This is a genomic window from Pseudomonas peli, assembly GCF_050563605.1.
Lineage (GTDB): Bacteria > Pseudomonadota > Gammaproteobacteria > Pseudomonadales > Pseudomonadaceae > Aquipseudomonas > Aquipseudomonas peli_A.
Genome location: NZ_JBNXUH010000003.1, coordinates 61,540 through 79,356 on the forward strand (window position 1 = coordinate 61,540; position 17,817 = coordinate 79,356).

Below are 17,817 nucleotides of genomic sequence, written 5' to 3' on the forward strand. Positions count from 1 at the left end.
AGCAAAAGCTCTATCAGACCTTGTGGTAGAGCTGCGCACCCTGCGCCTTGAACTCCTCTGCCTTGGCTTGCATGCCCGCCTCGGCATCCAGGTCGAGTGCGGCGATGCGTTGCTCTTCAGCATAGACGCGAACTTCCTGGGTGATCTTCATTGAGCAGAACTTCGGCCCGCACATGGAGCAGAAGTGTGCCACCTTCGCCGAGTCCTTGGGCAACGTTTCGTCGTGATAACTGCGCGCGGTGTCGGGGTCGAGGCCAAGGTTGAACTGATCCTCCCAGCGGAACTCAAAGCGCGCCTTGGACAACGCATTGTCGCGAATCTGCGCGCCCGGATGACCTTTGGCCAAGTCCGCAGCATGGGCTGCGATCTTGTAGGTGATGATGCCGGTCTTCACGTCATCCTTGTTCGGCAGGCCAAGGTGCTCCTTGGGCGTGACGTAGCAGAGCATGGCGCAACCGAACCAACCAATCATCGCCGCACCGATGCCGCTGGTGATGTGGTCGTAACCCGGCGCGATGTCAGTGGTCAGCGGGCCGAGGGTGTAGAACGGCGCCTCGTCACAGCACTCCAGCTGCTTGTCCATGTTCTCTTTGATCAACTGCATCGGCACGTGGCCAGGGCCTTCGATCATGGTCTGCACGTCGTGTTTCCAGGCGATCTTGGTCAGCTCGCCGAGGGTCTCCAGCTCGCCGAACTGCGCTTCATCGTTGGCGTCGGCAATCGAGCCCGGACGCAGGCCATCACCCAGCGAGAAGCTGACGTCGTAGGCCTTCATGATTTCGCAGATGTCTTCGAAATGGGTGTAGAGGAAGTTCTCTTTATGGTGCGCCAGGCACCACTTGGCCATGATCGAACCGCCGCGCGAAACGATACCGGTGACGCGCTTGGCAGTCATCGGCACATAACGCAGCAACACGCCGGCGTGGATGGTGAAGTAGTCCACGCCCTGCTCGGCCTGCTCGATCAGGGTGTCACGGAACAGTTCCCAGGTCAGTTCTTCGGCCGCGCCGCCGACTTTTTCCAGGGCCTGATAGATCGGCACGGTGCCGATCGGGACCGGCGAGTTACGGATGATCCACTCGCGGGTTTCGTGAATGTGCTTGCCGGTCGACAGGTCCATGACCGTGTCGGAACCCCAGCGAATGCCCCAGGTCAGCTTGGCCACTTCTTCTTCAATCGAAGAACCCAGCGCCGAGTTGCCGATATTGCCGTTGATCTTCACCAGGAAGTTACGGCCGATGATCATCGGTTCCAGTTCGGTGTGGTTGATGTTGGCCGGGATGATCGCGCGGCCGCGGGCAATCTCTTCACGAACAAATTCGGGAGTGATGATTTTTGGCACGCTGGCGCCGAAGCTGTGGCCGGGATGCTGCTGATCGAGCAGACCAGCGGAGCGCGCCACTTCCAACTTCATGTTCTCGCGGATGGCAACGTATTCCATCTCGGCGGTGATGATGCCTTTGCGCGCGTAGTGCATCTGGCTGACGTTGGCCCCGGCCTTGGCCCGGCGCGGGTTGTTGACGTGGGCGAAACGCAGCTTGGTCAGCTCGGCATCGGCGAGGCGCTGCTGGCCGAAGTTGGAGCTCAGGCCAGGCAGGCGCTCGGTGTCGCCACGGGATTCGATCCACGGTGAACGCACGTCGCCCAGGCCCTTGCGCACGTCGATGATGACCTTGGGATCGGTGTACGGGCCGGAGGTGTCGTAAACCACCACGGGCGCGTTGATCTCGCCGCCGAAGTCGGTGGGCGTAACGTCCAGGCTGATTTCCCGCATCGGCACCAGGATGTCCGGGCGCGAGCCCTGCACATAAACTTTCTGCGAACGCGGGAAAGGTTGGATCGACTGCTGGTCGACCTGGGCAGATTCACTCAGGATCGGATTGAGGTTTTTTTCTTGTGTGCTCATCGGCGGCTCTCCAGGGCTATATGTCGGAGCGAACCTGGACGGATGAGCGGCGAAAGGTGCACCAGGGGCGGTGCCAGAGGCTCGCCGGAGGGAGGGCGAGCACATCTTGTTCCCTACGCAGGCCTTAACCTGATCAGGTTCAACGGGATCCGGCAGCTGCCAATCTCAGCCCCGCAATTGGGGCACCCCGACAAGAACGCGAGCAGTCTAATCAACCCCAGCCAATAAAACCAACTCGGGAGTCAATTTCTCATGACCCATGCGTCGGAAAGTGACGAAAGCACCCACTACAAATACCCCGGCACGTAGAAGACGCCACGGATTGTTGCAATCTACACTCATTCAGCTCCAGACAAATCTTGACCCTCTCGGCAGCGCCCCTTAGCCTTGCCGATTACCGCCAAAATCAGGATCACCCTCATGTTGCGCAGACTCTCTCTGGCTCTCGCTGTGGCCGCCGCGTCCAACGGAATGGCCTGGGCTGCTGAACAAGCCCCGCTGTCCACCAAAACTGACCTGGTCACGGTTTACCAGGAAGCCGCCGCCAACAATGCCGACCTGGCCGCCGCCCGTGCTGATTATGAAGCGCGCAGCGAAGTGGTACCCCAGGCCCGTGCCGGCCTGCTGCCGAACCTGTCTGCCGGCGCCAACCTGAGCGACACCCGTACCCAGGTCGACTCGCCCGCCAACACCAGCTCGCGCAGCGGCATGGTGTACCAGGCCAACCTCAGCCAGCCGCTGTTCCGCGCTGACCGCTGGTTCCAGCTGCAGGCCGCTGAAGCGACCAACGAGCAAGCTGCGCTAGAACTGTCGGCCACCGAACAGAACCTGATTCTGCAGAGCGCCGAAACCTACTTCGCGGTACTGCGCGCCCAGGACAACCTGGCCTCGACCAAGGCCGAAGAAGCCGCGTTCAAGCGTCAGCTGGATCAAGCCAACGAGCGCTTCGATGTCGGCCTATCGGACAAGACTGACGTACTGGAAGCCCAGGCCGGTTTCGACACCGCCCGCGCCAACCGCATCATCGCCCAGCAACAGGTGGAAGACGCCTTCGAGGCCCTGATCACCCTGACCAATCGGGACTTCGCCGCCCTGGAAGGCATCGAACACAGCCTGCCGATCCTCGCGCCAACGCCGAATGACGCCAAGGCCTGGGTCGACACCGCCGCCGCGCAGAACCTCAATCTGCAAGCCAGCAACTACGCCGTTGACGCCGCCGAAGAAACCCTGCGCCAGCGCAAATCCGGCCACGCCCCGACGCTGGATGCAGTTGCCAGCTACCAGAAGGGCGACAACGACAGCCTCGGCTTCAGCAACTCCGGCGCACCCGGCCAGGCGCGCTTCAGTGGTGATGTCGAGCAACGCTCAATTGGCCTGCAACTGAATATCCCGCTGTACAGCGGCGGCCTGACCAGCTCCCAGGTGCGCGAGTCCTACCAGCGCCTGAACCAGACCGAGCAGCTGCGTGAAAGCCTGCGCCGTCAGGTGGTGCAGAACACCCGCAACCTGCACCGCGCGGTGAATACCGACGTGGAAACCGTGCAAGCGCGCAAGCAGTCGATCATCTCCAACCAGAGCGCCCTGGAAGCCACCGAAATCGGCTATCAGGTAGGCACGCGTAACATCGTTGACGTGCTCGACGCCCAGCGCCAGCTGTACAGTTCGGTGCGCAACTACAACAACGCGCGTTACGACTACATCCTCAACAACCTGCGTTTGAAGCAGGCCGCCGGCACCCTCAGCCCGGACGACCTGGCTGCCCTGGAGCAGTACCTGAAATCCGACTACAACCCGGATGAAGACTTCCTCCCGCCGGACCTGGCCAAAGCCGCCGAAGCCCAGCTACGTGGCAACCCGCAGTACTGAGTTGAGTAAGACGAAAAAGCCCGCTGAATTCAGCGGGCTTTTTTATGGCGCATCCATTTGCAGGGGCCTGTTAAAGCCTACCCGCTAATAATCGCCCCAGGCCTGCCAGCAAGCGCGCCAGCGCGCCCTGATTGGCCTGCATCACCGCCAACCCCGCATCACGCATGGCCTGCGCCGCCTCAGGCTCACGCCATAGTTGCGCGACTCGCTGCGCCAGACCGTCGGCATCCACCACCTCGCTCAACGCACCGGCAGCACGCAACTGCGCGGCAATCTCCAGAAAGTTAAACAGGTGCGGGCCGCTCAACACCGGCTTGCCCAGCGCCGCAGGCTCCAGCAGGTTATGCCCGCCATTGGCCACCAGGCTGCCACCGACAAAGGCGATATCGGCCAGGGCATAAAGAAACAGCAGCTCGCCCATGGTGTCGCCAAGCAGCACTTGATCAGCCGCCTGCAGAGCTTCGCCGGTAGAACGGTGCCGGGTAGTGAAGCCTTGCCGCTGGCACAACTCGAACACCGAATTGAAACGCTCGGGATGGCGCGGTACCAGAATCAACAGCGCATCAGGATTCTGCTTGAGCAGCTCACTGTGAGCAGCGAGGACGATTTCATCCTCACCGGCATGGGTGCTGGCGGCGATCCACACCGGGCGCTGCGTCGCCTGCCATTGCTCACGCAAGGCTGTAGCGCGGGTCAACAATGCCGGATCAATCGTCAGATCAAACTTGATCGAACCGGTGACCTCGACGCACTCAGCGCGCGCGCCCAGGCTGCGAAAGCGCTCGGCCTCTAACGCCGTTTGCACGGCCAGCAAATCCAGCTCAGCCAGCATCGGTGCCGTCAGTTTGGCAAAGCGCGAATAACCGCGCGCAGAGCGCTCGGAAAGCCTTGCATTGGCCAGCGCCACGGGGATGCCACGCTTGGCGCACTGGTGGATATGGTTGGGCCACAGCTCGGTTTCCATAATCACCGCCAGCTTAGGCTGCACTTGATCGAGAAAACGCGCCGCCGCCCAGGGCAGGTCATACGGCAGGTAGCAATGCTGCACGCGGCCTGCGTACTCCGCGCCACCGAACATGGCCTGGATACGCTCCGACCCGGTCGGCGTCATGCAGGTGATGGTGATCGGCAGCTGCGGATAGCGCGCCAGCAGCTCACGTACCAGCGGCGCGGCGGCGATGCTTTCACCCACCGACACCGCATGCAGCCAGATGCCACCCGGTTTGAGCGGCGGCAAGCCGAGGGCAAAGCGCTCGCCAATGCGCTTGGCATAGGCCGGCGCCTGCCAGGCGCGCCACGCCAGACGCCCGGCCACCAGCGGCAGGCCGAGATGAAACAGCAGGGTGTAGAGGCTTCTATTCATGGCGCGCAGCTTATGCACTTTGGCAAAACTCGTCGAGTAACGCGCAGGCCTGCATCAGCCAATCGCCTGCAGATGCTGAGCAAAGCACTCGGCCAACCACAACGCCGCCGGGCCCAGCGCTTCATCGCGGCGGCAGACCAGCTCCACCACCAATGGCGGTGGCGTCCAGTCGCTGCTCAGCTCCACCAGTTGGCTCTGATAAGTCGGGTACTGCACCACATGGCGCGGCAGCCAGGCCCAGCCGAGGTTGCGCATCAGCAGCTCGGCCATGGCGTAGAAGCTGTCGGTACGCCAGACCGACGGGCTGAGCTGCTCGCCGCCGGGATAGTGACTGTCCTGCGGCGCCATCAGCAGTTGTCGATGGCGCGCCAGCTCACGCCGGTCGACATGCCCAGCTCCCGCTAGAGCGTGCCCCGCCCCGCACACCGTAACCATCTCGATGGTACCCAGGCGCTGGCGCTCCAGGGCGTCGGGCATCTGTTCGTGGTGGAACAGCAGGCCAAGGTCGGCGCGGTGCTCCAGCAGCTTGCGCGCCACATCGCCCTGGGCACCGCTGGCCAACTGCACCTCCAGCAGCGGGAATTGCTGAGCCAGCGCCTCCAGGCTGTCGAGCACCGGCTGATAGGGCATAGCCTCATCCTGTGCCAGGCGCAAGCGCACCTCTTCACCGCGCACCAGACCCAGCGCACGCCCTTCCAGACGCTGGCACTGGCGCAACACCTCGCGGGCCTCTTCCAACAAGGCCGTGCCGGCATCGGTCAGGCGCGGCTGACGGCCGCTGCTGCGCTCGAACAGACGCACGCCAAGGTCGGCCTCTAGCAAGGCAATCGCATTGCTTACCGCCGATTGCGCGCGCTGCATCTGTCGGCCCACGGCGGAGAACGACTGGCCATCGGCGACGCTGACAAACAGGCGAATCTGCTCCAGGCTCCACTGCATAACCCATCTCCATATCAGATAGGTAATCACTTTATCCCATCCGCCAGATCACTAGAATGGCCGCCAGACCACCAAGGAGGCCACATCATGGGCGGCTATCTCTACCTCGCTATTGCCATCACTGCCGAAGTCATCGCCACCACCTCGATGAAGGCCCTGGATGGTTTCAACAAACCCCTGCCCCTGCTGCTGGTTGTGGTCGGCTACGCCATCTCGTTCTGGATGCTCAGCCTGGTGGTGAAGACCATCCCGGTCGGCGTCGCTTACGCGGTATGGGCGGGTCTGGGCATCGTCCTGGTGAGCATCGCCGCGGTATTTCTCTACCAGCAGCGCCTGGATCTGCCTGCCATGCTCGGCATGGGCTTGATCGTCGCCGGCGTCGTAGTGATTCAGCTGTTCTCGCAAAGCGTCGGCCACTGAGCGGCTGAGTCGCGCAGGCGCGCTAGCGCGGGCGGGTTATACTGCGCGCCTGTTTTCCCGGTGAGACACATGCATGTCCCAGGCGTTAAGCACTGATGTTTTGATCGTGGGCGGCGGCATCGCCGGCCTCTGGCTGAATGCGCGCCTGCGCCGTCAGGGCTTTGCCACTGTGCTGGTGGAAAATGCCCGCCTCGGCGGCGGGCAGAGCGTGAAATCCCAGGGCATCATCCATGGCGGCGCCAAATACGCCCTGCATGGCGCGCTGACCGGCGCCTCCGAAGCCATCGCCGATATGCCACGGCGCTGGCGCGAAGCCCTGGCCGGCAGCGGCGAACTGGACCTCACTGGCGTGCGCCTGCTCTCCGATGCCCACTACCTGTGGTCCCCCGGCAGCCTGGCCGGCAATATCACCAGTTTCTTTGCCAGCAAGGCGGTGCGCGGCCGGGTCGATCAGGTCAAGGGCGAGCAACTGCCGCCAGCCCTGCAGCACCCCAAATTCAAAGGCAAGGTCTACCGCCTGGCCGAACTGGTGCTGGATGTGCCAAGCCTGATCAGCCGCCTGAGCGAGCTGGCCGGCGATGGTTTGCTGGCCGCCGAGCGCATCGAACCGCTGCGGGAAAATGGCGAGCTGGTCGGCCTGATCATCGATGGTCGCGAGATTCGCGCACAACGCATCATCCTCAGCGCCGGGCGCGGCAATGCCGAGCTACTTAGTGCCCTTGGCCTGAGTCAGCCGGCCCAGCAATTGCGCCCGCTGCATATGGCCCTAGTCAAATGCCCAACGCTAAAACCGCTGTACGCCCACTGCCTGGGCGGCGGGCCGAAGCCGCGCGTAACCATCACCACCCACCCGGCTGCCGACGGCCAGTGGGTCTGGTACCTCGGTGGTGACCTGGCCGAGGCCGATGGCGTGGCCCGTGACGAAGCGGCGCAGATCCTGGCGGCGAAAAAAGAGCTGAGCGAGCTGCTGCCCTGGGTCGATCTGTCCGCCGCGCAATGGGCGACGCTGCGGGTGGAACGCGCCGAACCGGCGCAATCCGGCCTGGTCCGCCCAGACAATGCCTTTCTGCACGAGCAGGACAAGCTGCTGGTCGGCTGGCCGACTAAACTGGCTTTAGCCCCGGACTTTGCCGACCGCGTGCTGGCGGCGCTGGCCCGTGACGGCATTCAGCCGGCGCAGCACGCACCACTGCCCGCGCTACCGCGCCCGACCGTCGCCCCCGCCGCCTGGGAGGAACTGTTCTGATGCATCCACTGCACAGCCTGCACAACCTGCATCGCCCATTGGGCGCCACCGAGCTGCTGGTTTCGCCGCTGGGCCTGGGCACGGTCAAGCTGGGCCGTGATCAGGGGGTGAAATACCCCAACGGTTTCACCATCCCCGATGACGCCGCCGCACGCGAGCTGCTGGCCCAGGCCTATGATCTGGGCATCAATCTGATCGACACCGCACCCGCTTACGGCACCAGCGAAACCCGCCTCGGCCCGCTGCTGCGCGGCCATCGCCAGCAGTGGGTGATCGTCAGCAAGGCTGGTGAAGAGTTCGACAACGGCCAATCGCGCTTCGACTTCAGCCCGGCGCACACCCGTTTCTCCGTGGAACGCAGCCTCAAGCGTCTGGAAACCGATTTTATCGACCTGGTATTGGTGCATTCCGACGGCAACGATGTGGCCATCCTGCGTGACAGTGGCGTGTACGAAACCCTGGCTGAGCTTAAGCGCGAAGGCAAAATTCGCGGCTTCGGCCTCTCCGGCAAAACCGTCGAAGGCGGCCTGCTGGCACTGGAACACGGTGACTGCGCGATGGTCACCTACAACCTTAATGAGCAAAGCGAGCAGGCCGTGCTCGACTACGCCGAACTGCACGGCAAAGGCATCCTGATCAAGAAGGCCCTGGCCAGCGGTCACGCCTGCCTGGCGCCGGGCGTCGACCCGGTGCGCGCCAGTTTCGAGCTGATCTTCAGCCACCCGGCGGCGTGCAGCGCGATTATCGGCACCATCAACCCGCAGCACCTGGCGCATAACGTCGCCACGGCCGCCGCTGTAATTCAGGATATTGCCTGACGGGTCTCACCCGGCGATCTGTGCCAAGCTCTGAGGCCATGCCTACGCCCATGCCCGCGAGGAGTTGCAATGCCGCGCACCCTGATCCGCAAAGACCCCAGCAGCTTCAAGACCCTACAACTGTTTGTCGAAGCCAGCCCGGAAGGCCTGAGTTACCAGGGCCTGGGCATGCCGCTGAACTTCAGCCAGATGCTGGAAAAGCGCAAACCTGTGGCAGTGGCCGATACTCAGCGCTTTGCCGTGGAGCTGGCCAACCTGGGCGTTTCGGTGCGTCTGACCCTCAGCTGGCAGAGCCGCGAATACTGGGTACTGGTGCGCCAGCGTCGCGCGGATCGCGGCGACGTGGTGCTCAAGCTGATCTCCGGCTACGTGCCGGCCCATGAGCTCAACCTGCCGCTGCTCACCGCGATTCAGGAAGTGGCCGAAGAATGCCTGCTGGAAACCCCGGAAGGCTGGCTAAGCGGGCGCTATGGCGACACCTGGCTGCCAACGCCCTACCAGAGCAGCCTGCGCTACCGGGAAACCGCGCACTTCAGCCTAAGCCCGCTGTCCGGCGCCGCGCGCCCAGTGCAATGCGGCAACCTCAAGCTGCTCGAACGCCCGCGTGCCTACGTGCACCTACCGACCGCCTCGTTGCAGCTGGTGTATGACCTGCGCCTGGATTTGCCCAAGGAGACGCGCCAGCTCAGCCTGCTGCATGTCGACGAACACCTGGAAGACGGCCAACTGATCGCCCGCCTCAATCGTGCCCGCCCCGATCTGTTTCTGATCCCGCTGGATCAGGGCCGGCCAACTGCCGAGCTGCTGACCCTGAAGCAAGGCCAGCTTTCACCCGCCAGCACCCGCGGTCTGTGGCTGGCGGAGAGCTTTGCGCCACAGGATGGCTGGCTGGTGCGCGATGAGCGTATTCGCTGGAAAGATTGGCTGGTGCAGACGCAAAAAAGCCCCACCTAAGCAGGGCAAAAAGGGATTTCAGGCAAGTGGGCTGGATTCACCCAGCCCGCGTGAACAACTACTTCAATTCGCTGGAGCTCTTGCCCAGCAATCGCCTGGCGACGATCAGCAGTTGGATCTGCTGGGTGCCTTCAAAGATGTCGAGAATCTTCGAGTCGCGCGCCCACTTCTCCAGCAGCTCATCCTCGCCGTAGCCCAACGCGCCGGCCAGTTCGACACACTTCAGCGTCACCTCGTTGGCCACCCGCCCGGCCTTGGCCTTGGCGATGGAGGCCTCCTTGGAGTTGGGCAGTTTGTTGTCGGCCATCCAGGCGGCTTTCATCGTCAACAGGCGTGCGGCTTCCCATTCAGCTTCCAGACGATAGAGAGTTGCCTCGGCGTGGCTGACGCTGAGCAACGGCGTGCGGTAATCCAGCTTGCAGACTTTCTTCAGCAGTTCGCGGGTGCGGTCCAGCGAGGCCTTGGCCACGCCTACCGCCATCCCAGCGACCAGCGGGCGGGTGTTGTCGAAGGTTTCCATCACCCCGGCAAAGCCCTTCTGCACATCGATTTCGGGATTGCCCAGCAGGTTGGCTGCCGGCACCCGGCAATCAGTGAAACTGATCGAGGCCGTATCCGAAGCCTTGATGCCAAGCTTCTTCTCTAGGCGCGTCACCGTCATGCCCGGCGTGCCGTGCTCAACCACAAAGGACTTGATCGCCGCACGGCCGAGGTTCTTGTCCAGGGTGGCCCAGACCACTACGGCATCCGCACGCTCGCCGGAAGTGACGAAAATCTTCTCGCCGTTGAGCACGTAGTGATTGCCATCCTTGATCGCCGTGGTGCGAATCGCCGCCGAGTCCGAACCGCAACCCGGCTCGGTAATCGCCATAGCCGCCCAGGTGCCGCCGAAGCGCGCCAGCTGCTCATCATTGGCCACCGCGGCAATCGCCGCGTTGCCCAGCCCCTGACGCGGCATCGCCAGCAGCAGACCGACATCGCCCCAGCACAGCTCCATCACGCCCAAAAGTGCGGACATATTTCCGCCATTCTTGATGCCTTCCTGCTGCTCACGGGCCGCGCCACGCTTGCTTGCCGAGGTGGCACCGATGGCGTCCGGCGAGCCGGCGTTCATGCCATCGAGCAGCGCGGCCAGCAGGTCCAGCTCCTTGGGATAGGCGTGCTCGGCCTTGTCGTACTTGCGCGAAAGCGGACGAAAGTAACTCTCCGCCACCTGATGGGCCTGATTGACCAAGCCACGGAATTTCTTTGGGGTTTCCAGATTCATTTTGAGGCGCCCTTAAAGCTGGAGACCGCCGGCCATAATCGCCAGCGCACGCAAATCGCGGTACCAGCGCTCGGCTGGATGTTCTTTGGTAAAGCCGTGACCACCGAGCAACTGCACCGCGTCGGTGCCGATCTTCATGGCCTTTTCGCTGCACAGCAGGCGCGCCAGATAGGCTTCGCGCTGGAACGACAAACCCTGCTCGGCACGCGCACAGGCGCGCCAGACCATCAGGCGCATGGCATCGATTTCTACGGCCATGTCCGCGACCATAAAAGCCACGCCCTGGCGATGGCTGATCGGCTCACCAAAGGCCAACCGCTCATTGCAGTAAGGCACAACATAATCCAGCGCGGCCTGCGCCGTACCCACCGCCAGGGCGCACCAGGTCAGTCCGGCGTAATCGAGAAAGCTCTGGTAGTTGAAATGCTCCGCAGCCAGTCGCGCCTCAACCGGCACCTTGACGCCATTGAGCCGCACGCGCGCCGTGCTGCCGGCCTTCAGCCCCATGGCCGGTTGCGGGCTGCGTTGCAGGCCCTTGTCCCCCGCCTCAACAATAAACAGCGCCGGGCCGTCCGCAGCCTGCGCCGCAACGATCAGCTGGCTGGCATCCAGGCCGCGCAACACCAGGCTCTTCTCACCGCTGAGTACGTAATGCTTACCGCGCTTACGCGCCCGAGTCTCCAGCTTGTGCGGATCAAACAGCGGCGTCGGTTCATTGACCGCAATGGCCATTACCGGCGCAGGCTCCTCACCGACAAAGGCCGGCAGCCAGCGCGCCTGCTGAGCGGCATTGCCCCAACGGCGAATGCAGTTGGCCGCCGACAACGGCACCAGCAAGGCCGCGGCCAGGGACAGATCACCTTTACCCAGCGCCTCGGCGATCAGCGCATTGCTCAGCGTGGTACGTTCGCCGGCCATGCCGCCCTGGGCTTCGCTCACCGCGTAGTGAGTTAGCCCCAGTTCATGGGCCTGGTTGAGCAAGGCGGCCGGCAGCGCAGCCTGCTCATCGGCGTCATGGGCCAGCGGGCGCAGCACTTCACTGGCGAAGGCTTCGAGCATCTCCACCAGCATCAGCTGCTCATCGGACAGCGACAGATCGAACAAGGCATCGGGATCAGCCGGGCGCGGCAATTTGGCGACTTTCCCCGCGCGCTGCGCCGCCGCACGAAAGCTCGCGCGGCTACCGGTGTAGATGAGTTTTTCGAAGGGTTTGCGCAGCTTCAAGCGGTCCGGCCAGTCAGCCTGGGCGACCCGGTTGAGCATTGCCAGGGCACGGCCCTGTACGTCGGAAGTCATGGCATCTCGCTCCATGCGGGGAATGCCTATGATCATGCGCGCGGTCAGGGCAAGCGCCTATGACCGCGCCGACGCCAGCGACTGGCAAAACAGCCAGTCGCCGTGGAGGTTTACTTACTGCGGATTCTCTCGACGATGGCGGTGGTCGAGCTGTTTTCCACCAACCCCAGCACGCGCACTTCGCCGCCATAAGCCGTGACGATATCGGCACCGACCACTTGCTCAATGCCATAGTCGCCGCCCTTGACCAGCACATCCGGCTTGACCGCACGCAGCAGATTTTCCGGGGTGTCTTCGCTAAAGCTCACCACCCAGTCCACCGCACCTAAGCCGGCCAGCACCGCCATACGCCGATCCACTGCGTTGATCGGCCGACCAGGGCCTTTCAAACGGCTAACCGAGGCATCGTCATTCACCGCCAGCACCAGTCGGTCGCCCTGGGCACGCGCTTGTTCCAGGTAGGTCACATGACCGGCATGCAGAATATCGAAACAGCCATTGGTGAAAACAATCTTCTCGCCATGGGCACGGGCATCTTCGATCGCCAGCAGCAGCTGATCGAGGCTCAGCACGCCACGCTCGGAGCCCGCTTCACGCTGGATCGCGCGGCGCAGTTCCGGCGCGCTGATGGCCGCAGTGCCGAGTTTGCCGACCACGATACCGGCGGCCAGGTTGGCCAGGGCCACGGCATGCGGCAGCTCCTCGCCGGCGGCCAGGCTGGCGGCCAGGGTGGAGATCACTGTATCGCCGGCACCGGTGACATCGAACACTTCACGAGCACGCGCCGGTAGATGCAGAGCCGGATGATCTGGGCGCAACAGGGTCATGCCGTGCTCGCCGCGGGTCACCAGCAGCGCGCCCAGATCCAGCTCACTCATTAGGGCCGCGCCTTTGGCCACCAACTCGGCCTCATCGTGGCAAGGGCCGACGATGGTTTCGAATTCGTGCAGGTTCGGGGTGATCAGGCTGGCGCCACGGTAGATGGAGAAATCCTTGCCTTTAGGGTCGGCCAGCACGGCAATGCCTTTGCTACGCGCCAGTTGCACCAATGCCTGATGGTTCTGCAGCGCGCCTTTGCCGTAATCCGAGAGAATCAGCACCTTGATGCCGTCCAGTTGCGATTCAACACTGGTCGCCAATGCCGCGCTATCGGTGCGGAAGGGTTCTTCAAAGTCCATGCGCAGCAGCTGCTGATGGCGGCTCATCACCCGCAGTTTGACGATGGTCGGCTGATCTTTGATTGTTTGAAAAAAGGTTTTCACACCAACCGCCTGCAGGCTGTTGCGCAGACTTTCAGCGGCTTCATCCTGCCCGGTCACGCCCAGCAATGTAGCCGGCGCGCCGAGGGCGGCGATGTTTAGCGCGACGTTGGCCGCGCCGCCCGGACGATCTTCGATCTGCTCAACCTTGACCACCGGCACCGGCGCTTCCGGGGAAATCCGCGAGGTGCCGCCATGCCAATAACGGTCGAGCATAACGTCGCCCACCACCAGAACGGCGGCCTGGTCGAAACGCGGCATGGACAATTTCATAAACACTCCAGAAGCGGCTAAAACGAATCGCCGCAAATCATAACATTGGCAGGTAAATACGCTGATCAACCGTCGAGCGTACGCACCCAGAACAGTTCGTGACGGCGCACCGCCTTGCGGAAGAACTCATCCTCACCGGTTGCCGGCCAGCGCCGCCCGACCAGCAGGCGCTGGATCAGCCGGCGGATGCGCCGTTTAAGCGGTAATGCGCCTTGCAAATCGTGTTGCATGGCCAAGGCCATGGCCTTATCCAGCTGCCGCGCGGCATCCAACCCAGGGCTCCACACGCCATCCGCCGGCAGCGCTTCAATAGCTGGCGGCAGTGCAATGCCAAAGCCCGCCGGGCCCATGGGCCAGCGGTCGTTGTCGTGCAGATGGTTGGCATACAGCAGCAGGGTTTTCGGCTTCCAGCTACTCAGCTCAATCGCTTCTAGCAGCGCCTGGGTACTGGCTACATGATCACTATGCGGGTCCAGCTGCGGGTGCGGCGTTACCACCACCTCAGGCTGGAAGTGCTCAAGCGCCGCCACTAGATCGGCCAGCAGATTGCGCCAGCTGGGCAAGCCATCAGCATCGCCTGGCAGCTGAATTGAATTAGCGGCGCGCACGCTGCGAATATCGCCCTCACCCGACTCGCGCGAAGCAAAAGCTGCCTCGGGTTGCGCCTGCATCGCGGGCAACTGCAGGCAGTAATACCCCAGCTGCAGGCACTGACTCTGCGGCACACCGCCCCAGAGCGGAACGGCCAAGCTGTCCCATGCACGAAGGCGCCCTTTAAGCCGGGCAGCGGCGGCGTTGTCCAGCTTCAGCGCCTGATAGGTCTCAGCCTCGATTTCGCCTTGAGTCAGGGTCACGATGCTGACATCACGCGCCCGGCTATACAGGCCAAAGGCTGCAAGTTCAGCATCGTCGGCATGGGGCGCAATCATCATCAGGCGCTGCTCGGCATAATCCGGATTGCTTAGGGCAAATAGGGCAACGGCCGGTTCAATGCGACAGAAGCAGCCACGCAGCTGCAGCGTCCCGCCGACCAAAGCATCCTGCTGGCCGGACAGATTGAGGTAGCGACGACCATCCACGCCCCGCTCGAAATCCTGACGGTCAGTGCCGATCAGCACATAGGGGTCCAACCAACGCCCAAGCCAGCTGGCCTTGAGCTGCACCTGCAAAACCAGGGTATCGGCAGCGCCAATGTCGCCATCCAGCGACAGGCGCCCTGCCTCGATGCGCCCTGCTAATGCAGGTACATCCTGAGCAAACTCATAGCTGTAGTCGTCATCCGGGGCGTAAAACAGATGGTCGGCAAACCATGCCTCATGGGCTATCCAGCCCACCAGCAAAAGCAATGTCACCCACCACCAGGCGGCAAATACGCCCAGCAGGCACAACAGCACCAGCGCCACCAACAGCGCAATGCGCTTTTGCCGACGATGCTGTTTGAGCAGGGCTTGCTTGCGTGCGGACATAATCAGACCTGATAAACCGGCATACGATTGCACCAGCGGTCTTTGTATTCGCGGTCGGCCCGACCAAACGAATAGCGCAGCGGTTTGCCGATAGCCCGCGCTTCAGCCCAGGCTGTTTGGGTGTTGATAAAGCTGAGCACGCTGCCGGGACTGAACTCGCGGTTTTGCGGGTCAACGCCGCCGTTGATGTATTCCAGACTGACCCACTGCGGAGCCTCGACGCGGTAGAGCACCTGGATCGCCACTGGCTGGTCGTTCAGGTAGATCAGCGAGCCTGTCATAAAGTCGCGCATCAGGCTGAACACCTCGGCCAAATGCGTTTTACCGGTCGCCTCGAAGCCCCAGCGACGCTGAAACAGATCGGCGTAGATCACCGCCTGCTCGTCGGCGGACAACTCCAGCATCGGTCGTACAACACCGCCCGCCTCTTCCAGCAAGCGCTGCTCACGGCGCTGGTTGTAGCGAAACTTCTTGCTGTACTCCTCAGGCTCGCGGGCCAACGCCAGGCCTTCGGGCTGCTCACGACGACCGAGCACCTGTTCGGCATTCAGAGCCGACAGGTAGCGCACCTTGTGGCGCAGCGGCACGCGCGCGTCGCTTGCCAGCGGCAGGATGATCTCGGCATTGCCCAAATCGAACAGGCCACGCTTGCCCTGCTGTTTCAGCACATCCTTGGATAGCGCCAGATGCCGCCCCCAGGTCGGAACCGCAGCGCGCAACTCGTCCCGCTCAAACCAGCCCAGGTATCGCACCGGCAAACCGGCCAGCCCTGCCAGACGTTCGATCACCTGCGGATGGGTGGCGACGCTGCCGCCGAACCGCTGCCAGGCAGCGGCATAAGCGGCAGCATCAATCGGCGTCCAGCCACGCTCACGCCAGGCACGTAAATGACTGAGCATCAGGCATCAGGCTCCGCGACCAGGTCTTCGGCCTCGACGAAGTCACGCGCATGCAGGCGTGCGTAGTAACCATTCATCGCCAGCAACTCGCTGTGGGTGCCGCGCTCGACAATCTGCCCCTGATCCATCACTAGAATCAGATCAGCCTTCTCGATGGTGCTCAAACGGTGCGCGATAACCAGCGTCGTACGCCCCTTCATCACTTCGTCCAGCGCCCCCTGGATATGCCGCTCCGACTCGGTATCGAGTGCTGAAGTAGCCTCATCGAGGATCAGCAACGGCGCGTTCTTCAGCAACGCACGAGCGATTGCCAAACGCTGGCGCTGACCGCCGGAGAGCAGTACGCCATTCTCACCGACTAGGGTGGAGTAGCCCTCAGGGAGCTTCTCAATAAACTCGGCTGCGTAGGCCGCCTCAGACGCCTTACGCACATCCTCAAACGGCGAACCGGCCAGATCACCGTAGGCAATATTATTGGTCACGGTGTCGTTGAACAGGGTTACATGCTGAGTCACCAGCGCAATGTGCTGACGCAGGTTGCGCAGACGGTATTGCTCGACATCCAGACCATCGAGCAGGATCTGGCCATGCTCGTGGTGATAAAAACGCGGGATCAGGCTGGCCAGGGTGGACTTGCCACTGCCCGAACGCCCCACCAAAGCGACCATCTGGCCAGGGTCAGCAACAAAGGAAATGTTATTGAGCACCGGTTTTTCGGCGCCCGGATACTGGAAGCTCAGATCACGTACTTCAAGGCGGCCACTGACTCGGTCGCGCTCTTCGGTACCGTGGTCGACCTCCTGGTCCTCATCCAGCTGCTCGAAAATGCTTTCGGCGCCGGCCAAGCCCTTCTGCACCGTGGCGCTGACTTCGGACAGCTGACGAATCGGCTTAGGCAGCAGGCCCGCCAGGGTGATATAGGCCACCAGATCACCCGGCGACGCATCACCACGCATCAGCAGCACAAGGAACATCAGTACTGCCATGGCGCTGTAAATCACCAGCTGCAACATCGGCGTATACACCGCACCGGTTTTGGTCATGCGCAGCTGTTTTTCGCGGTTGCTGTTACTCGCGCTGAGAAAGCGGGTCTGCTCGTATGACTCGCCGCCGAAACTGCGAACAACCCGATAGCCTTGAATCGTCTCGGACGCCACGTGGGTCACATCCCCCATGGCCACCTGGATCTTCTTGCTCTGCTTGCGGAACTTGCGACTGGCACTGGTGACCATCAGGCCGATCAGCGGCAGAATTGCCAGCATCACCAGGGTCAACTTCCAATTCATCCACAACAGCGAGGCGAACAGGAAAATCACTGTCATACCCTCGCGCACCACAACCTTGATCGCATCGGTGGCGGCCCCCGTGACCATGGTCACGTTAAAGCTGATCCGCGAAATCAGGTGGCCCGAGTTGTGAGTATCAAAATAGCGATTAGGCAGCACCAACAGGTTGTTAAACAATGAAACGCGCAGGTCATGCACCAACCCCAGCGAGACTCTGGCTAGAAAATAGTTACCTAGATAGGAACCAATGCCCTGCCAGAGCGCAATCAACACAATCAGCAGCGGCACAACGTGCATAAGCTTGAGATTGACCAGAAATGGAACATCTTTCAGGTAGGGCACAGCAGCAAAAAAATTTACATCGGGATTGGCCAATCCATCCACAAAATATTTGAGGATGTAACCAAACATAGGCTGGGTTGAGGCGAAAATCATGAACCCAAGGATACTGATGGCAAACAGACCCGAGTAAGGGACCACGTATTTCAGCAATCGCAAATAAACCTTGATACTCGATTGCTGGTTAGAATTGGCCATTCGGCACGCCTCGTACGACGAC

At 62.2% G+C, this 17,817-nt stretch carries 14 protein-coding genes and 1 riboswitch; of the genes, 5 read left to right on the forward strand and 9 right to left on the reverse strand.

From position 1 onward, the window contains the following. Positions 1-13: 13 nt before the first annotated feature. Positions 14-1,906 carry a phosphomethylpyrimidine synthase ThiC gene (gene thiC, locus ACQ4LH_RS04935; protein ID WP_430696185.1) on the reverse strand — a complete coding sequence of 631 codons (1,893 nt, stop codon included), beginning with the start codon at positions 1,904-1,906 and terminating at the stop codon, positions 14-16. Positions 1,907-1,999: 93 nt separating this feature from the next. Next, positions 2,000-2,106: riboswitch (TPP riboswitch) on the reverse strand. Positions 2,107-2,326: 220 nt separating this feature from the next. Here thiC and ACQ4LH_RS04940 point away from each other — a divergent pair. Continuing rightward, positions 2,327-3,772, forward strand: a complete 1,446-nt coding sequence (locus tag ACQ4LH_RS04940) for a TolC family outer membrane protein (protein WP_430696186.1) — start codon at positions 2,327-2,329, stop codon at positions 3,770-3,772. A 70-nt stretch (positions 3,773-3,842) separates the two neighbouring features. On the opposite strand, the gene waaA is transcribed toward ACQ4LH_RS04940, so the two are convergent. Both waaA and ACQ4LH_RS04950 read right to left on the reverse strand, forming a co-directional pair. Further along, on the reverse strand, positions 3,843-5,135 hold the full coding sequence (gene waaA / locus ACQ4LH_RS04945) for a lipid IV(A) 3-deoxy-D-manno-octulosonic acid transferase (RefSeq protein ID WP_430696187.1): 1,293 nt from the start codon (positions 5,133-5,135) through the stop codon (positions 3,843-3,845). 54 nt (positions 5,136-5,189) lie between these two features. Beyond that, entirely contained in the window at positions 5,190-6,074 is an 885-nt protein-coding gene (locus ACQ4LH_RS04950; protein ID WP_430696188.1) for a LysR family transcriptional regulator, read from the reverse strand. Between the two features lie 87 nt (positions 6,075-6,161). On the opposite strand from ACQ4LH_RS04950, the gene ACQ4LH_RS04955 reads away from it, so the two are divergent. The 4 genes from ACQ4LH_RS04955 to ACQ4LH_RS04970 all read left to right on the forward strand — a co-directional run bounded on the left by ACQ4LH_RS04955 (position 6,162) and on the right by ACQ4LH_RS04970 (position 9,512). Continuing rightward, positions 6,162-6,494 carry a DMT family transporter gene (locus ACQ4LH_RS04955; protein ID WP_090249763.1) on the forward strand — a complete coding sequence of 111 codons (333 nt, stop codon included), beginning with the start codon at positions 6,162-6,164 and terminating at the stop codon, positions 6,492-6,494. 73 nt (positions 6,495-6,567) lie between these two features. After that, positions 6,568-7,740: an NAD(P)/FAD-dependent oxidoreductase gene (locus tag ACQ4LH_RS04960; RefSeq protein ID WP_430696189.1), complete on the forward strand. Its 1,173-nt coding sequence runs from the start codon at positions 6,568-6,570 to the stop codon at positions 7,738-7,740. After that, positions 7,740-8,558, forward strand: coding sequence for an aldo/keto reductase (locus tag ACQ4LH_RS04965; protein ID WP_430696190.1), 819 nt, complete (start codon positions 7,740-7,742; stop codon positions 8,556-8,558). Before ACQ4LH_RS04960 ends, ACQ4LH_RS04965 begins: the two co-directional genes overlap by 1 nt. Positions 8,559-8,627: 69 nt before the next feature. After that, entirely contained in the window at positions 8,628-9,512 is an 885-nt protein-coding gene (locus tag ACQ4LH_RS04970; protein ID WP_430696191.1) for a metal ABC transporter ATPase, read from the forward strand. Positions 9,513-9,570: 58 nt separating this feature from the next. Here the strand turns inward: ACQ4LH_RS04970 and ACQ4LH_RS04975 are convergent, their stop codons facing one another. The 6 genes from ACQ4LH_RS04975 to msbA all read right to left on the reverse strand — a co-directional run bounded on the left by ACQ4LH_RS04975 (position 9,571) and on the right by msbA (position 17,795). Further along, positions 9,571-10,779, reverse strand: coding sequence for an acyl-CoA dehydrogenase family protein (locus ACQ4LH_RS04975; RefSeq protein ID WP_430696192.1), 1,209 nt, complete (start codon positions 10,777-10,779; stop codon positions 9,571-9,573). A gap of 12 nt (positions 10,780-10,791) precedes the next feature. Then, positions 10,792-12,075, reverse strand: coding sequence for an acyl-CoA dehydrogenase family protein (locus ACQ4LH_RS04980; RefSeq protein ID WP_430696193.1), 1,284 nt, complete (start codon positions 12,073-12,075; stop codon positions 10,792-10,794). 110 nt (positions 12,076-12,185) lie between these two features. Then, positions 12,186-13,607 carry a bifunctional D-glycero-beta-D-manno-heptose-7-phosphate kinase/D-glycero-beta-D-manno-heptose 1-phosphate adenylyltransferase HldE gene (gene hldE, locus ACQ4LH_RS04985; protein WP_430696194.1) on the reverse strand — a complete coding sequence of 474 codons (1,422 nt, stop codon included), beginning with the start codon at positions 13,605-13,607 and terminating at the stop codon, positions 12,186-12,188. A gap of 65 nt (positions 13,608-13,672) precedes the next feature. After that, the gene (locus tag ACQ4LH_RS04990; RefSeq protein ID WP_430696195.1) at positions 13,673-15,073 is read right to left on the reverse strand and encodes a PIG-L deacetylase family protein; all 1,401 of its coding nucleotides are present in this window, start codon (positions 15,071-15,073) and stop codon (positions 13,673-13,675) included. Between the two features lie 2 nt (positions 15,074-15,075). Then, a complete protein-coding gene (locus tag ACQ4LH_RS04995; RefSeq protein ID WP_430696196.1) occupies positions 15,076-15,972 on the reverse strand; it encodes a GNAT family N-acetyltransferase in 897 nt (298 codons plus the stop codon). Next, complete coding sequence (msbA, locus tag ACQ4LH_RS05000; RefSeq protein WP_430696197.1) at positions 15,972-17,795, reverse strand: lipid A export permease/ATP-binding protein MsbA; 1,824 nt, start codon at positions 17,793-17,795, stop codon at positions 15,972-15,974. Before msbA ends, ACQ4LH_RS04995 begins: the two co-directional genes overlap by 1 nt. Between the last annotated feature and the right edge of the window lie 22 nt (positions 17,796-17,817).